The sequence below is a fragment of the Amycolatopsis australiensis genome (assembly GCF_900119165.1).
Classification (GTDB): Bacteria; Actinomycetota; Actinomycetes; order Mycobacteriales; family Pseudonocardiaceae; genus Amycolatopsis; species Amycolatopsis australiensis.
Genome location: NZ_FPJG01000006.1, coordinates 3,215,615 through 3,231,079 on the forward strand (window position 1 = coordinate 3,215,615; position 15,465 = coordinate 3,231,079).

Annotated in this window: 13 protein-coding genes; 6 read left to right on the top strand and 7 right to left on the bottom strand. The window is 72.9% G+C overall.

All coding sequences use genetic code 11. The features are described from left to right. Positions 1-87: 87 nt before the first annotated feature. The 3 genes from BT341_RS16800 to BT341_RS16810 all read right to left on the bottom strand — a co-directional run bounded on the left by BT341_RS16800 (position 88) and on the right by BT341_RS16810 (position 2,826). Positions 88-1,413 carry a copper resistance CopC/CopD family protein gene (locus BT341_RS16800; protein ID WP_072477208.1) on the bottom strand — a complete coding sequence of 442 codons (1,326 nt, stop codon included), beginning with the start codon at positions 1,411-1,413 and terminating at the stop codon, positions 88-90. Beyond that, positions 1,410-1,985 carry a hypothetical protein gene (locus BT341_RS16805; RefSeq protein ID WP_072477209.1) on the bottom strand — a complete coding sequence of 192 codons (576 nt, stop codon included), beginning with the start codon at positions 1,983-1,985 and terminating at the stop codon, positions 1,410-1,412. Before BT341_RS16805 ends, BT341_RS16800 begins: the two co-directional genes overlap by 4 nt. Positions 1,986-2,133: 148 nt before the next feature. Further along, positions 2,134-2,826 (bottom strand): winged helix-turn-helix transcriptional regulator, encoded by a 693-nt coding sequence (locus BT341_RS16810; protein WP_072477210.1) that lies wholly within the window; start codon positions 2,824-2,826, stop codon positions 2,134-2,136. A gap of 298 nt (positions 2,827-3,124) precedes the next feature. Between BT341_RS16810 and BT341_RS16815 the strand changes: the two genes are divergently transcribed. From BT341_RS16815 to BT341_RS16825, 3 genes are all read left to right on the top strand, one after another. Next, a complete protein-coding gene (locus BT341_RS16815; protein WP_084742879.1) occupies positions 3,125-5,434 on the top strand; it encodes a TOMM precursor leader peptide-binding protein in 2,310 nt (769 codons plus the stop codon). Between the two features lie 45 nt (positions 5,435-5,479). Then, on the top strand, positions 5,480-6,922 hold the full coding sequence (locus BT341_RS16820; RefSeq protein WP_072477211.1) for a SagB/ThcOx family dehydrogenase: 1,443 nt from the start codon (positions 5,480-5,482) through the stop codon (positions 6,920-6,922). 88 nt (positions 6,923-7,010) lie between these two features. Continuing rightward, positions 7,011-8,195, top strand: a complete 1,185-nt coding sequence (locus tag BT341_RS16825; RefSeq protein ID WP_245804997.1) for a sensor histidine kinase — start codon at positions 7,011-7,013, stop codon at positions 8,193-8,195. A 168-nt stretch (positions 8,196-8,363) separates the two neighbouring features. On the opposite strand, the gene BT341_RS16830 is transcribed toward BT341_RS16825, so the two are convergent. Further along, positions 8,364-8,969: a response regulator transcription factor gene (locus BT341_RS16830; RefSeq protein WP_072477213.1), complete on the bottom strand. Its 606-nt coding sequence runs from the start codon at positions 8,967-8,969 to the stop codon at positions 8,364-8,366. Positions 8,970-9,130: 161 nt separating this feature from the next. Then, a complete protein-coding gene (locus BT341_RS16835; RefSeq protein WP_072477214.1) occupies positions 9,131-9,880 on the bottom strand; it encodes a helix-turn-helix domain-containing protein in 750 nt (249 codons plus the stop codon). Between the two features lie 456 nt (positions 9,881-10,336). Between BT341_RS16835 and BT341_RS16840 the strand changes: the two genes are divergently transcribed. Beyond that, complete coding sequence (locus tag BT341_RS16840; protein ID WP_072477215.1) at positions 10,337-10,522, top strand: hypothetical protein; 186 nt, start codon at positions 10,337-10,339, stop codon at positions 10,520-10,522. Positions 10,523-10,848: 326 nt separating this feature from the next. Beyond that, on the top strand, positions 10,849-11,454 hold the full coding sequence (locus tag BT341_RS16845; protein WP_072477216.1) for a response regulator transcription factor: 606 nt from the start codon (positions 10,849-10,851) through the stop codon (positions 11,452-11,454). 215 nt (positions 11,455-11,669) lie between these two features. Here BT341_RS16845 and BT341_RS16850 read toward each other — a convergent pair whose 3' ends face one another. Together BT341_RS16850 and BT341_RS16855 are read right to left on the bottom strand one after the other, a co-directional pair. Further along, positions 11,670-14,012, bottom strand: a complete 2,343-nt coding sequence (locus BT341_RS16850) for a sensor histidine kinase (protein ID WP_072477217.1) — start codon at positions 14,010-14,012, stop codon at positions 11,670-11,672. A gap of 176 nt (positions 14,013-14,188) precedes the next feature. Next, complete coding sequence (locus BT341_RS16855; protein WP_072477218.1) at positions 14,189-14,698, bottom strand: DUF899 family protein; 510 nt, start codon at positions 14,696-14,698, stop codon at positions 14,189-14,191. A 146-nt stretch (positions 14,699-14,844) separates the two neighbouring features. Between BT341_RS16855 and BT341_RS16860 the strand changes: the two genes are divergently transcribed. Then, positions 14,845-15,465 carry an L-threonylcarbamoyladenylate synthase gene (locus tag BT341_RS16860; protein ID WP_072477219.1) on the top strand — a complete coding sequence of 207 codons (621 nt, stop codon included), beginning with the start codon at positions 14,845-14,847 and terminating at the stop codon, positions 15,463-15,465.

Below are 15,465 nucleotides of genomic sequence, written 5' to 3' on the forward strand. Positions count from 1 at the left end.
ACTGCGGCCGGAGTGGGTGCCCCGCCCGCGGGTCGCGGCTGGCCGGGGCCGTTCGCGCCGCCCAGTTGAGCTGCGCGGCGCCCGTGCTCAGCCGCCCGGTGGGGTGACCGTCAGCATCGCCGCCAGCGCCAGCACCGCCACGCTGAGCAGCACTTCCACCGCCACCGCCTGGCGCAGGCCGCGCATGCTCGTCACCGTCTTCGTCGTGCCCGCCGCCTCGGGCGTCATGCTCCTGCGGACCGCGCGGCGGGACCGGCTCGCCACCGCCAGCAGCGCCGCGAACCCCGCGATCTTCAGCAGCACCAGCAGGCCGAACTTCGTCGTCCACAGCGTCGGCAGCGACGGCATCACCCGCCACGCCAGCACCGCCCCGCTGAGCGCGATCGCCGTGACCGCGCCCGCCGCGACGCGGGAGAAGCGCGTCGCCACCTGGGCGGGGTCCTCGCCGGGCGCCGGCCGGTACAGGCACCACGCCAGCTGGGCCAGTCCGCCCGCCCAGACCGCGATCGCTCCGAAATGCACCAGGTCCGCCGACACCGACACGAACATCACCGGGTCGGTCACCGGGTGCCCGGTCGCCGAGAACGTCAGCAGCACCAGGAACCCGGTCACCATCGCCGAGTTCTCGTACCGGGACCGCAGCCGGTCCGGCAGGCCCGGCCGCAGCAGGCGCGGCAGCAGCCCGGCCAGCACCGCCACCGCCGCCAGCCGGAGCAGCAGCAGCTTCCCGTACGCGACGCGCAATGTGTCCGCCAGCAGCCCCGTGTCGAACACGGCTTCGAGGTTCCGCCCGGCCGCGTACGGGCCTTGCAGCACGAACGCCGCGGCCGCTGTCGCCGCGACCAGACCTGCGCCCGCCTTCAGCAGCCGCCGGGCGGACCGGTCCGTGCGGGCCGCCGGGCGGCACAGCACCACGAACGCCAGGCCGCCGAGCAGGACGACGCCGACGTACGCCAGCCAGCGCACCGCCGTCGAGACGAAGTCGACGCCCGGGTCGGTCCCGGTGGCCGCCGACACCGCGCCGGCCGACGTCACCAGCGGGCCGGTGCCGACCACGAAGGCGAACGTGCCGCGCACCGGGTGCGAGTCGGCCGAGACGAACGCGTACTCCACCAGGTAGCTGCCGTCCGGCAGGCCCGGCTTCAGCCGCACGGCGAGCTGCTCGGCGACGTCGCCCGGCTGGAACACCGGCCCGGAGTCCACCTGGTTGCCCGAAAGGTCGACGACCTTGATCGACCCGGGCTGGATCCCGATGTTCTCCGAAAGGGTGACCGACACCAGCGACGGCGCCGCGCTCAGGCGGGCGCCGTCCCCGGGGGCCGACGAGACGATCTCGACGTGGGCCGAAGCTTCGGTGGCGCCGAACACCAGCCAGCCGAGGAGGAAGGCCAGCAGGGCCAGCGCGCGCTTCACGACGCGGCGAGTGCCGGCTGCTTCGGCAGGCCGCAGGTGCAGCCGGTCAGCTCGTGCTCGGCCGCCGAGGCGCGCCGGTGCAGCACGACCGCCACGATCATCGGGATGGTGACGATCGTGTTGTAGAACAGGTGCAGCTCGACCCGCGGCACGAGCAGCTGGATGATGCTCGTCGGCACCTTCTGCCCGGCCAGCCGCCAGCCGCTCTGCGCCTGGACGAACAGCAGCAGGTGCTCGATGTGGTGCCAGAACTGGATGGCCAGCGCCAGGTTCCACCACTGCCGCGACCGGCCGGCGAACCCGTGGCGCAGGATCCACAGGAACACCAGCATCACCAGCGCGTAGCCGTAGTGCAGCCACTCGGAGCTGATCAGCGCCGGGAACGGGATCCCGAGCACGCCGCGCGCCTTCGCCGTCGGCCACCCCAGCGCGTAGATCTGGAACGCCTGCGCGATGTGCTCGGCCCAGTGCCCGATCACGATCACCATGAACACCGCGAGCGCGCGGTGGTGCCAGCGGCTGTTGAGCCCGCCGAGGAATCCGGACGGACGGGCGAGTTCGGACGTCGGCATGCTGACCCCAGTTCGCGAAGAAGACGACGATGTGCGTCGACGATAGCCGCTGCCGGCGTGGCTTCCGTTACTCCGGATTGCTGATCCCGCAACGAAAAAGGCGATGCCCGGCGGATTGCGTACCGCCGGGCGGAGTGCACGCGACCGGTCAGTGCACCGCGAGCCCGCTCGGGCGCTCGGGCGCCGGCGGGACGTGGAACAGCCGAGTGAACAGGTCGAGGTGGGCCGGGTCGCCTTCGACGCGGATCTTGCCGCTGGAGATGGCGTCGTGCGCGGAGAGGCTGCCGTTGAGCAGGTCCAGCATCGCCGTGCCCTGCGGCTCGATCACCAGGTCGGCGGCGGGCAGCGCGCCGCTGGATGCCTTGAGCGCGCCGTCGTCGACCATGGCGTGCACGATCATCTCGCCCGGGTGGTGCAGCTCGTAGTTGACGTGCACGCCCGCGGCGGCCTCCTCGCGGAAGGTCGCATACAGCGAGATGATCGCGGTGTCGAGGGTGAACACCTCGTCCGGCTTCGGGTAGGTCAGCGAGCGGGCGCCCCACAGGCCGAGGTCCAGCACGATGTGGTCGAGCTCGCAGCCGTACTCGGTGAGCTCGTAGACGACGCCGGCGTCCAGCTGCGACAGGACGCGGCGGCGGATCACGCCGGACTCCTCCAGCTCGTTGAGCCGCGAGGTCAGGATGCTCACCGGGATCCGCGGCAGGGTGCGCTGCAGGTCGTCGAACCGCTTCGGGCCGAGCATGAGGTCACGGATCACCAGCAGCGACCACCGCTCGCCGACGATCTCGAGCGCCCGGGCCAGGCCGCAGAACTGTCCGTAGGTGCGAGCAGAGGTAGGCATACTCGGGTCCTCACTTGTCTCGGGTGCCAGACCGGGCGCCGCCGGGGTTCGCGCGGGACCGCGGCCTCGGGTACGGTGCCCCCGACGCGCCGTGCCGCCACGGGCGTCGCTGTCTACGGTGACGGTTCCCCGCCGCGCGCGGCCAGTGAACCGCGCACCGGTGCCCCGTGCGTTTCCCACGTCGGACCATGCGTTTCGCATGACTTGCCGGTGCTTCGAGCACTGGCTGAGTAGACCGGTCCCGGAGCAGGATTCCCTTCTCCCGTCCCGCCCAGCCCGACGACCGGCAGGAGAGCCCATGCGCACGACAGCGGTGGACGCGCACGGCGGAGGCGTCACGGACGCTCCGGTGCCGGCACGCGCCCCGGCGTTCCGGCGGCACCTGCGCGCGGAGGTCCGCGAAGGCAAAGGCGCGTACCTGTTCTCCGAACAGGGCGTGATCGCCATGCGTGGCGCGAAGATCGAGTCGCTCGCCGCGCTGCTCGACGGCACCCACGACCTCGACCGGCTGCTGCGCGGCCGTCCGGGCGGGATGGCGCCGGAAGAGGTCGCCGCCCTGCTGGCCCAGCTCGTCGACGCCGGGCTCGTGACGCTGCGCAGCCCCGGCACCGGGGAACGGGCCGGCGACGAGCGTGCACTGGCCTACTGGGACGCCTGCGGGGTCGACGCCGACGTCGTCGCCGCCCATCGGGGCACCGTGCGGCTGACCGCGGTCGGCGACAGCGCCGACGGCCTCGATCCCGGCGCCGTCGAACGCGCACTGGCCGACGCCGGGCTCGAGGTGGTCGGCACGGACACCGGCGCCGCCGACCTGTCGGTCGTGCTGTGCGCCGACTACCTCGACCCGCGCCTGGCCGTGATCGACGCCGAGCACCGGCGCGCCGGGCGGCCGTGGCTGCTGGCCCGCCCGTCCGGGGCCCAGGTGTGGATCGGCCCGGTGCTGCAGCCCGACGGCGCCTGCTGGCACTGCCTGACGCACCGGCTGTGGGGGCACCGGCACGCCGAGGCGTGCGTGCAGGAGGAGCTGGGCCACGCCGGCCCGGCCCGCCGCCCGATGCCGGCACTGCCACCGCTGACCTCGGCCGCGGCCCACCTCGTCGCGCTGGAGGCGGCCAAGTGGGTGGCCGGCTATCGCCACGACGGCCAGCAGTGCGTGTGGACGCTCGACACGCTCGACCTGCAGGGCCGGTTGCACGAGCTGCGCCGCCGTCCGCAGTGCCCCCGCTGCGGCGACCCGTGGCTGGTGACCTGGCGCTCGTTCCGCCCGGTCGAGCTGCGGCCGGCCAGGAAGGCGACCACCGGCGGCGGCGGGCACCGCACCGCGACCCCGGCGCAGATGCTGGAGCGGCACCGCCACCTGATCAGCCCGGTCACCGGGATCGTCAAGGAGATCCGGCGCGACCCGGCGGCGCCGCCGTTCGCCAACGCCTACCGTTCCGGGCCCAACGTCGCCCGCGGCATCACCGGGATGGCCGCGCTGCGGGCCGGGCTGCGCTGCGAGAACGGCGGCAAGGGCGTCAGTCCGCTCGACGCCGAGGTCAGCGCCCTCTGCGAGGCCGCGGAACGGTTCTCCGGCAACTTCCAGGGCGACGAGCTGCGCATCCGCGCCGCCATGGCCGAGCTGGGCGACGAAGCCGTTCACCCCAACGAGTGCATGTTGTTCGCCGACCGGCAGTACGCCGGCCGCGCGGCCTGGAACGCCGAGCACGCGGCCTTCCAGAACGTCCCCGAGCCGTTCGACCCCGCCGCCGTCGTCGACTGGACGCCGGTGTGGACGCCCGCCGGGCGCCGCCGCCTGCTGCCGACGTCCTACCTGTACTACGGGGTCCCGCGCGAGAGCGCGGCCCGCGGCGTGCGCGCCGACTCGAACGGCACCGCGGCCGGCAGCAGCCTGGAGGACGCGATCCTGCAGGGCGCCCTGGAGCTCGTCGAACGCGACGCCGTGGCGATGTGGTGGTACAACCGCACGCCGGTGCCGGGCGTCGACCTCGCGTCCTTCGCCGACCCGTGGCTGGACGAGATGGTCGCGGGTTACGCGGGCATCGGCCGCGAGATGTGGGTCCTCGACGTGACGTCCGACCTCGGGATCCCGGTGACCGTCGCGCTCTCGCGCCGGATCGGGAGCCCGCGCGAGGACGTCATGATGGGCTTCGGCGCGCACCTGGACCCGCGGATCGCGGTGCGCCGCGCGGTCACCGAGCTGAACCAGATGCTGCCCGTCGTGCAGGACGGCGGCGCGGACGTCGACGACCCGGACGCGCGGCGCTGGCTCGCCTACGCCACCGTCGCGAACCAGCCGTACCTGCGGCCGGTGGCGGGCGAGCGGATGCGGGCCGCCGCGGACTTCAGGTTCGTCAACCGCGCCGACGTCCGCGACGACGTCGAGGCGCTGACCCGCGTGTTCGACCGCGCCGGGCTGGAGCTGCTGGTGCTCGACCAGACCCGCCCCGACGTCGGGATCCCGGTGGTCAAGGTGCTCGCGCCGGGCCTGCGCCCGTTCTGGGCCCGCTTCGCGCCCGGCCGGCTCTTCGACGTCCCGGTCCGGCTGGGCCGGCTCGACGTGCCGACCCCGTACGAACGGCTCAACCCGTTCCCGATGTTCCTCTGAGCGCCCCGGGCGCTCGGAAGTTCGCTGTTGCTTGAGGAGTTGGCCTTGCCTGCATACCGCCAGGAAGGGGATCCGGAGACCGTCCGGCTCTGGTCCCTCACCGAAGACACCCTGCTGGAGGCGGGGGACGACGACACGCTCGTCGCGATCACCTGGTGGGGCGAGTACGAGCTGGCGGACGTGCCGGGCCCGGTCCGCGAGTCGCTGGGCCGGATGGCGCTCGGCCCGGTCTCGATGCGCAACCTCGCCACGTCGGCCGGCAACAGCGCCGAGGCCTGGGCGGGCACGCTGCGCAAGGTGCTCAACCAGCTGTCCGGCTCCGTCGTGCACTCGCTCGCGCTCAACGACGGCCGCGGGCCGCTGCTCTCGGCCATCCCGGTGACCCAGGCGCCGGTCTTCCCGACCGACGCGGTGCCGCCGGGACGGCTGATCAAGCTGTCGCGGTACTCGGCGATGCGCCCGGACGGCGGCGGGCTGCTGCTGGAGTCGCCGCGCGCGCGGTACCGCGTCGCGCTGCTGCGGCCGCCCGCGGTGACCGTGGCGTCGTCGCTGGCCGGGCCGGTGACGGTCGCGCAGGTCGCCGAGGCGTCCGGGCTGGCTGAGCCGGTCGTGGCCGAAGTCGTCACGTTCTTGGTGGCCGCGGGCGTGGTGCTGGTGGCCGATGACTGGGCCGAGTTCGCCGAGGACACCGACACGGACCTGGCCGTCTGGTCGCCCGACGACCTGATGTTCCACGCCCGCAGCCGCACCTGGCTCAAGGGCGGGCCGCCGGACCCGGAGGCGCACCGGGCGGGCGCCGAGCCGCCGGTGGTCAAGCAGATCACCGCCGGCCCGACCTTCCCGCTGCACCGCCCCGACCCGGCGGTGCTCAAGGCGACCGATCCGACGCTGGCGACGCTGCTCGAACGCGACCACACCTGCCCCGAGGTCACCGAGCGCGCGTTGTCGTCCCGGCAGGTCGGCGAGTTCCTCTTCCGCGCCGCGCGGGTGCGCTCGATCGGGCCGGCGTACCTGCCCGGCGGCCCCGGCCACGAGGCGTCGCAGCGGCCGTACTTCAGCGTCGCCTGCCTGTACGAGCTGGAGATCTACGTCGGGATCAACCGCTGCGCCGACCTCGCCAGGGGCATCTACCACTACGACCCGCTGTGGCACACGCTGACGCTGATCAACGACGACCTCGGCGTCCTGGACGGCATGCTCGACCTGGCGATGGTCGGGGCGGGCAGCCACCGCAGGCCGTCGGTGCTGCTGACCATGACCGCGCGGATGTCGCGGATCGCGTGGGTGCTCGGCAGTGCCGCGTACGCGACGACGCTGGTGCACGTCGGCGCGCTGCAGCAGGTGCTCTACCTGGCGGCGAAGGCGATGGGACTCGCCGCGCACGCCGTGCCGGTCGACGCCGGCGACCGGGTGGACCGCTCGCTGAAGCTGGAGTGGCCCGCCGAGGTCAGCGTCGGCGAGTGCGTGCTCGACTTCCCCGGGCGGTAACGAGATCGGCCGTCCGGACGACGCTCCGCGGGAACCGTTCGCCCTGTTACCTTTGAGGAACTGGGGTGCGGGTGAAGTGGGAGGCGCCGTGGCATTTCCGGTTCGGCTCCGGATGCGGGGCGCGAAGCCGGCCGAGGAGGACGCCGGGGGGCCCGGTTTTCACGCGCTCGTCGCGGGGGCACCGGTGGCGGCGGCGACCGCCGTCGCGCTGACGGCTCTGCTGCCGGTGCTGGCCGAGCGGCCGTCGTGGCTGCCTCGGCTGCTCGCCCTGGTCTGCGCGGCGGCGCTGGCGGGAGTGCACCTGGCCGCGTTCGCGCGCGGCCGCGTCCGGCGTCCCGGCCGGGCGCTGGCCGCGCAGGCCCTGCTGGGTTTCGGGCCACTGCTGCCGCTGGGCGCGTCGTGGAGTGCCGCGGGCGGGTTTCTGGCCGGCGGGCTGCTGCTGGCCGTCCGGCCGTCGCGGGCGCTGCCCGCGGCGGGTCTGGTGTGCCTCGTCGCCGGGCTGGTGCCGCCCGGATCGGCGGACGCCGGGTACGTGGGAGTGGTGTCGGCCGGGATCGCCGCGCTGGCGCTGTTCGGGGCGGGCGCGGCCGCGCGGCTGGCCGCCGAGCGCGAGGAGGAACGCCGTGAGCTGAAGCGCCGCGCGATCGCCGAGGAGCGCAAGCGGTTCTCCCGCGACGTCCACGACCTGCTGGGGCTCAGCCTTTCGGCGATCACCCTCAAGGGTGAACTCATCAACCGGCTGGTCATGGGCCAGCCGGGCCGCGCGAAGGAGGAGCTGGCCGAGCTGCTGACGATGTCGCGGCGCGCGCTGGCCGACGTCCGGACGGTCGCGGCGGGGTACCGGGAGCTGTCCCTGGACGACGAATGCCGCGCGGCGGCGGCGGTGCTGAGCGCGGCCGGGACGCGGGTGACGCTCGCCCGCTCGGGCACGGCCGACCTGCCCCTGGACGTGGCGACCGCACTGGCGGCGGTGCTGCGTGAAGGAGTGACGAACGTGGTCCGCCACAGCACGGCGAGCTGGTGCGCGCTGTCGGTGAGCAAGGAGGACGGAACGGCCTGGCTGGAGATCGTCAACGACGGCGCGGGCGGCCCGGCCGACACCGACCCGTGTGCGGGCGCCGGTCTGCGCAACCTGGTCGACCGGGTGGAGTCGCTGGGCGGAACCCTCGCCACGGAGACCGGCACGGACGGGACCCACCGGCTGCTCGCGGCGGTCCCGGTGGGGCACGGCCGGGTGCGGCGGCATCGGGCGCCGGACGAACTGTCGGCGTAAGCGCTTTCCGGCCGGGGCTTCGCGGGCCGGGTTTGCAGGTGGGGTTCCGGCATTTCCGGGTGGTGCGGGGCGGTTCGGAAGGGCGGTCGGCGTGCTGGGAGGCCGGCTCGCTCGCTTGGAGGTTCGGCTTGCGTGGCTGGGAATCCGGGGCGCGTGCTCGGAGCGTCGCTAGAGCCATTCGGCTTCGGTCGCGATGCGGATCGCGTGGACCCGGTTGCGGGCGTTGAGCTTCGTGACCACCGCGGCCAGGTAGTTGCGGACCGTGCCGGCCGACAGGAACAGCTCCGCCGCGATGTCCGCCACCGTTCGGCCTCGCGCCGCCAGCGACAGGATCTCGATTTCGCGTGGGGTCAGCGGGCAGTCGTCGGTTTCCCAGGCCGCCAGGGCCAGCTCGCTGTCGATGACCCGGCGGCCGATCGCGACCGAGCGGACCGCGTTCGCCAGCTTGTCCGACGGCGAATCCTTGAGCAGGAAGCCGTTCACCTTCGCGTCCAGCGCGCGGCGTACCGTGCCCGGGCGGCCGAGGCTGGTCAGGATCAGCGTGTGCACGCCGGGAAGGCTTTCGTGGATTTCGGCCGCCGCCGACAGCCCGTCCTTGCCAGGCAGGTCGATGTCGATGATCGCGACGTCGGGCTGGGCCGCTTTCGCGGCGGGCAGGATTTCGTCGCCGGTGGACACCTCGGCGACCACTTCGATGTCGGATTCCAGGTTGAGAAGGGCGACCAGGGCGCCGCGGACCATGTGCATGTCCTCGGCCAGCAACACCTTGATCACGACGGTACCTCGCACCCCAGACCGGTTGACTCCCGGCCCGCAATGGTACGCCACCGCCCCGCCGCGACGGTGTTTCGCGGAATGCGACGGCCCCGGATCGGGTGAGTCCGCCGTCCGCGGATCGGCGGACGGCGGATTCCGCGCGCCGCACTGGCGCGCCCTCAGACCGCCATCGGGCGGGCCACCGCGGGACGGCGCAGGTCGGGCAGCGCGAGCAGGACCGGCGGGTCGAAGCCGTGACGCGGCCGCAGCCGGACGTCGGCCAGGCTCGCCGTCACGCCGCGGTGCACGGTCACCGGGCCGGTGAGGCCGGTGTAGGGCCGCAAGGTGTGGTTGTCGACTTCGCCGCAGCCGTAGGCGTGGGTGAGCACGTACCACGAACCCAGCGGCACGTCGGTCAGCGCATACGGCCCCGGACCAGGCAAGATGGCGTACCTGGCCGGCGCGCCCTCGGCGATCCGGGCGGCGAACAGCCCGACGAACACCGGCCCGACCTCGGCCGACGGCGCGACCCGCAGCTGGCCCCGGACGGTCGTCCCGGAACCCGGTCCGTCGTTCCGGTCGGCGACCCGCGGCGCGGTGCCGCGCAGCCGCCGGTAACCCGACGGCGAAACGCCGACACTGCCGCTGAAGCGGGCGCTGAACGTCCCGACGCTGTTGTACCCGACCTGGTGACTGATGTCGGCCACCGAGATGGGCGTGGCCGCGAGCAGGCGCTTGGCCTCCGCGAGCCGCAGGGCCGACAGGAACCGGCCCGGCGACAGCCCGGTGACCCGCAGGAACACGCGGGTGAAGTGGAACTTGCTGAACATGGCCGCGCGGGCGAGGTCGTCGATCGTCAGCCGCTCACCCAGGTTGTCTCGCATGGTCACGATGGCGCGTGCCACGGCTTGCCGGACGATCTCGTCCATGGTGGCCGTCCCTCCCGGTCGACAATGCCGCCCGGGGCGTCTTCGCGGTGAAGAGGCCCGGTGCGGTGGATGTGATTTCGTCAAAACTGTAGATCGGCGGGCGTCTACTTCTTAAGTGCTCTGTGCACCGGTCGGGATGGATTTCGCCGGTCCCGGACATGCGTTTTGCACATCGGGTTTGACCGGGCCCGCGACCGGGAACTCCGGCCGCGAGCGCATGTGTGTTTTTCATACCGCCGACAGCGGTCGGGGTATGCGCGACAGCGAACAGTGACGAAAATGCGGTGATCGGGCGGTCTCCGAGGGGCTTGTTACGCCGTTCGGAGTCTTGGTCGTAACCGCACGGAGCATGTGTAAGCCACATCACGCCGGTGATGCGGGCACTGGCTCCTGCCACTTCCGTTGGCGACGATTAATGCCACGTGAAGCATTCATCTTCGCCACTGGGAGCAGAACATGGCCGCACAGGTTTCCGTCGACGTCCGCACGCTTTTCACCAATCTGGGTATCGAGTTCGAAAAGGCGGGGACCGACCTCGTGATCGACCGTTTCGAGCAGTGGGGGATCGAGGCTTCCGCCGGCACGGTCCGGGGCTGCAACACCACGTGCTTCTGCCGCGCCGACGTCCTCGAAGCGGCTTGATGCGCGTTTGCGCAGCTCTCGCCGTCGCGAGCCGGTCACGGTGGGCGCCCCAGGGCGCCCGCGGTGGCCGGCTCGTCGTGTGTGGCGGACGCCCGGAAACCGAGGCGACGGCCCGGCCGGAAAGTTTCCGACACGGATGACGAGAAGTCGCCCGTGCTCGTGACGGCTGGTAGTCGAGCGGGCGCGAGTAGGCATTTTTGACCTGGTCCCAACGCCTGCGTGTGCATTTCGCGCCACCGCGCCAAAGTGATGCCCGAACGGGGCAACCGATTCGTCAAGCAGAATGTTTAACTGGGCTTCTGGGGAATCGTGAGTGCGGAGGCACTGTGATCAGAGTGCTGGTGGCCGAGGACATGCACATCGTGCGGGGAGCACTGGTGGCGCTGCTGCGGCTCGAGCCGGACATCGACGTGGTCGCGGAGGTCGCCTCCGGGCTCGAGATCCTGCCCGCCGCGCGCGCCAAGCAGGCGGAGGTGGCCGTCATCGACATCGACTTGCCCGGCAAGGACGGCCTCACGGCGGCCGGCGAGCTGCACCAGCAGCTGCCGGACTGCCGGACGCTCATCCTGACCAGCCTGGGCCGCCCGGGCACGCTGCGGCGCGCACTGGACGCCAAGGTGAGCGGGTTCCTGCTGAAGGACGCGCCGCCGGACAAGCTGGCCAACGCGGTGCGGGGGGTGCGCGCGGGCCGCCGCATGGTGGACGGTGACCTGGCATTGGCGGCGTGGGACACGGTGGACTGCCCGCTGACGGCCCGCGAGCTGGACGTGCTGCGCATGACGGCCCAGGGCTACGGGACGGTGGAGGTCGCGGCGCGGCTGTACCTGTCGGCCGGGACGGTGCGGAACTACCTGACGACGGTGGTGGCGAAGCTGAACGCGCGCAACCGGGTGGACGCCATCCGCATCGCCGAGGAATCCGGCTGGCTGTGACCGCCGGAAAGGTCCGGACCAGCGTTTGAGGGGCGGAGCGCCGTCGCGGACGGGATAGTGGCGCTGGTCCGGCGGGAATCGATCGCGCGCCGGCGACGGGTTGGGGGTGCAGTCCGGCGGTGGTCGATCGCGGCTCCGGAAGGTTCCGGCCGGGGGGTCGGTCGTGCGCTACTCGGACGGGGGCGGGCGCGGCTGTGGCCGGAACCGGCTGCTCGTCAGGCCGGGACCACCGCGCGCAGCCTGAAGCGGCCGTCCGGCTCCACCCCGGCCGTGAGCTTTCCGCCCAGGTCGGCCACCCGGTGCGACAGGTTGCCGATTCCGCTGCCCGGTGACGACTCGCGCGGCGCCGCCACCGGCTCCTCCGCCCGGGCTCGCTCCGCGCACTCCACGCCGTCGTTCACGATCTCCAGGCTGATTCCGCTCTCCGTGCGGCGCATCGCTATCTCGCAGCTCTCCACCTTGCTGTGGCGCAGCACGTTCGTGACTCCTTCGCGCAGCACCACCGCCAGCACCGTCCGCACCGGTGTCGGCAGCTCGTCGCCGAGCATCTCCATCCGTACCCGGACGTCGGCCGCCGCCAGCACCGACTTCGCCGTCCGGGACTCGCTGTCCAGGGACAGCTCGCGGTAGCCGCTGGCCACCGACCGGACGTCCGCCAGCGCCTGCCTGGTCAGGCCGAGTACCTCCGTCAGCTCCTCGGCCGCGCGCTCGCGGTTCAGGGGCAGCAGCCGGGCCGTCAGCTCGCTCTTCAGCGCGATCGCCGACAGGCTCATGCCGAGCAGGTCGTGCAGGTCGCGGGCGAACCGCAGCCGCTCCTCCGCCAGCGCCATCTCCGCGAGCCGGCGGCGGGTGTTCGCCAGCTCCGTCACCAGCCGGACGAGCCACAGCAGCCCGAACACCGCCAGGCTCGTCATCACGGTCGCCGCCGTGTAGAAGATCGTGGCCGTGATGTCCGCCCCCGCGAGCCGCTCGATCGCCGCGTACGCCGCGATGTTCAGCGCGAAGAACGCCCAGCCCGCGACGGGTGGCAGCACCAGCAGCGCGCTGCCGACCAGCAACCCCGGCAGGCTGACCCACCGCGGCCCCAGCGGGAGCAGCGGCAGGTAGATCAGGCACGCCTGGACCAGCAGCATCGCGTAGCTCTGCGCGGACCGCAGCTGGGTCGAAGGCCGGTTGAAGTACGAGAACTGCAAGGCCAGCAGCGCCACGATCGAGCCCGCCACCAGCGCGATCTCCCACGGCCGTGGCGTCAGCTGCAGCAGGTGCGACAGCGCGCCGATCCCCATCAGCACCATGACCACCGGCAGCAGCCGGCGGATCTGCTTCGCCGCGTTCTCCGACCGTTCCTCCGAGCCCTGCGCGACGGGAGCATCCAGCCGCCCGGGCAGCGGCAGCTCGACGCGCAGCCGGAACCGGCCGTCGGCGCCCGCCTTCGCGCTCGCCCGGCCGCCGAGCGCGGCGACCTCCTCCGGCAGCACCGTCAGCGCGCTGCCCGGGGCGAGCGCCGGGTCGTCGACCGCCACGCCGTCGTTCACGATCTCGAGGACGACTTTGCCGTCCTGCTGACGGACGTCGATCTCGCAGTGCTCGACGTCGCTGTAGCGCAGGACGTTCGTGACCCCTTCGCGGAGCACCTTGGCCAGCATCGTGCGCACCTGGACCGGCAGGTCGCCCTGGTCGAGGTGGATCCGCACGGCGATCTCGGACGCCGACAGCAGCGATTCGGCCGTCCGGGACTCCTTCTCCAGCGACAGCTCGCGATAGCCGTGCGAGACCGCGCGGACGTCGGACAGCGTGCGCTGCGCGGTGGCGGTGATCTCGCTGAGCTCGGCCTTGGCGCGCTCGGCGGACTTGCGCATCAGGCGGGAGACGAGCTCGCCCCTGAGCGCGATCGCGGACAGGCTCAGCCCGAGCAGGTCGTGCAGGTCGCGGGCGAACGCCAGCCGCTGCTCGGCGACCGCGCGCTGCGCCAGCTCCGTGCGGGCCGCGTGCAGCTCGTGGACCATCCGCGCCAGCCGCGAGAGCAGGTAGAAGACCAGGATGTAGAAGAGCGTGCCGAAGGCGTTGTAGACGGCGTTCTCCGGCGGCACGCCGAACGCCTGGTAGACGCCGATGGAACTGAGGAAGACCGCGCCGACCGCCGCCCAGCCGTACCGCGGGGGCAGCACCAGCAGCGCGGCCCCGCCGACGTAGACGAGCATGGTGGTCCACAGCAGGCCGAACGTCAGCAACGGCACGTAGGCGAGGACCACCATGACCGCGAGCAGCACCCGGCTGGTGGTCGAGTCCAGCCGCGCCGACGGGCGGCTGAACCACAGCAGCTGGATCGCCAGCAGCGCGCCGGCGGCCACGACGGCGTACCCCGCCTGGAAGACGCCGACCGACGCGGGCAGCAGGCTGAGCACGCCGATGACGCTGAACCCGCTGATGACCACCACGATGATGGCCGCCGACAGGTAGGCGGCCAGCCGCGGGCGCCGGTCCGCCGCGGTCGTGCCGCGCGGCTCGGCGGTGACGGACAGCTCCGCGGCCGGCTCGAGCGCGGCGGCCGGAGACATCTCTGCGGAACCCCCGGGGTCTCGGCGGTGGCCGGGGCGCCCCAGACGGCCCGGCCCGGGCGCGGTGTGCGTTCTGCTGCCGGCCGATCCTAACTCATCCGACGGGCGTTTCCCCGCACCGGAAAGCCGGGACGCCGGGGCGCGCGACGACGGCACGGCGGCGGTGGGACGCGGGCTCAGCGCCGGCCGTCCGCGGACCCGAGGCGGTCCGGGACGCCGAGCAGGCTCAGGAAGTCCAGCCGGGACAGCGCGACCGACCCGGTGTGCAGCACGCGGCCCTGCTCGAGCCGGAAGAAGCCGAGCGCCGCCTCGAGGTCGTCCCGGCAGTCGCCGCCGGTGCCGGCCAGGCGCCGGGACACCGGGAAGTCGGCGGTGAACGCGCGCCGCGCCGAGTACGTGGCCAGGCCACGGCCGAAGTGGCGGCGGTACCGCGCCAGCCGGGCGTAGGGCGCGCGGGAGACCAGCACCAGGCGCAGGTCCGGGTCGTGCAGCGCGGCGGCGACGTCGGCGGCGGGCACGTCGCCGAGCGGGCCGTCGTGGTCGGGCGTCGTGTGGTGCACCGCGAGCCGCGCGCGCCCGTCGAAGAGGTCGGCGAGCGAAATCCGGCCACGCGGGCCCTCGAACAGGTAGTCCGCCGCGGTGACGATCCGGGGCCGGTCCAGCTCCGGCACGGTCAGCTTCGTCATGGCTCGCCCTCCCTGGATGTGGTCACTGGCGAGTGTGGCCGCCGCGCGCGGGCGGGCCCAGTTTCCGGCGCGGGAACCGCAAGCTGGGAGACGCGCGCGCCGTGCCGCCGTGCCGCCCGCGGGCGCGGACCCTAGGCTCTGCGGACATGGCACGTTATTTCGACCTGCATCCGGAGAACCCGCAGCGGCGGTCGCTGGGCCAGGTCGTCGAGATCCTCCGCGCCGACGGGCTGATCGCCTACCCGACCGACTCGTGCTTCGCGCTGGGCTGCCGCCCGGGCAACCGCGACGGGCTCGACCGGATCCGCGCCATCCGCAAGCTGGACCACCGGCACCACTTCACGCTGGTCTGCCAGGACTTCGCCCAGCTGGGCCAGTTCGTCCACATCGACAACGCGGTGTTCCGCGCGATCAAGGCGGCGACGCCGGGCAGCTACACGTTCATCCTGCCGGCCACCAAGGAGGTGCCGCGGCGGCTGATGCACGAGAAGAAGAAGACGGTCGGCGTGCGCATCCCCGACCACCGCGTCACGCAGGCGCTGCTGGCCGAGCTGGGCGAGCCGCTCCTGTCGAGCACGCTGCTGCTGCCGGGCGAGGGCGAGCCGATGACGCAGGGCTGGGAGATCAAGGAGGAGCTGGACAACCAGCTCGACGCGGTCCTGGACTCCGGGGACTGCGGCGTCGAGCCGACGACCGTGGTCGACTTCTCGTCGGGCGAACCGGAGGTCCTGCGCGTCGGCGCGGGCGATCCTGCGCCGTTCGGGTGA

What these genes read in the sequence shown, in the direction of transcription:
- BT341_RS16860 (WP_072477219.1), top strand. Translation starts at nt 14,845, where the DNA reads ATGGCACGTTATTTCGACCTGCATCCGGAGAACCCGCAGCGGCGGTCG.
- BT341_RS16835 (WP_072477214.1), bottom strand. Translation starts at nt 9,880, where the DNA reads ATGGACGAGATCGTCCGGCAAGCCGTGGCACGCGCCATCGTGACCATG.
- BT341_RS16840 (WP_072477215.1), top strand. Translation starts at nt 10,337, where the DNA reads ATGGCCGCACAGGTTTCCGTCGACGTCCGCACGCTTTTCACCAATCTG.
- BT341_RS16855 (WP_072477218.1), bottom strand. Translation starts at nt 14,698, where the DNA reads ATGACGAAGCTGACCGTGCCGGAGCTGGACCGGCCCCGGATCGTCACC.
- BT341_RS16810 (WP_072477210.1), bottom strand. Translation starts at nt 2,826, where the DNA reads ATGCCTACCTCTGCTCGCACCTACGGACAGTTCTGCGGCCTGGCCCGG.
- BT341_RS16850 (WP_072477217.1), bottom strand. Translation starts at nt 14,012, where the DNA reads ATGTCTCCGGCCGCCGCGCTCGAGCCGGCCGCGGAGCTGTCCGTCACC.
- BT341_RS16805 (WP_072477209.1), bottom strand. Translation starts at nt 1,985, where the DNA reads ATGCCGACGTCCGAACTCGCCCGTCCGTCCGGATTCCTCGGCGGGCTC.
- BT341_RS16815 (WP_084742879.1), top strand. Translation starts at nt 3,125, where the DNA reads ATGCGCACGACAGCGGTGGACGCGCACGGCGGAGGCGTCACGGACGCT.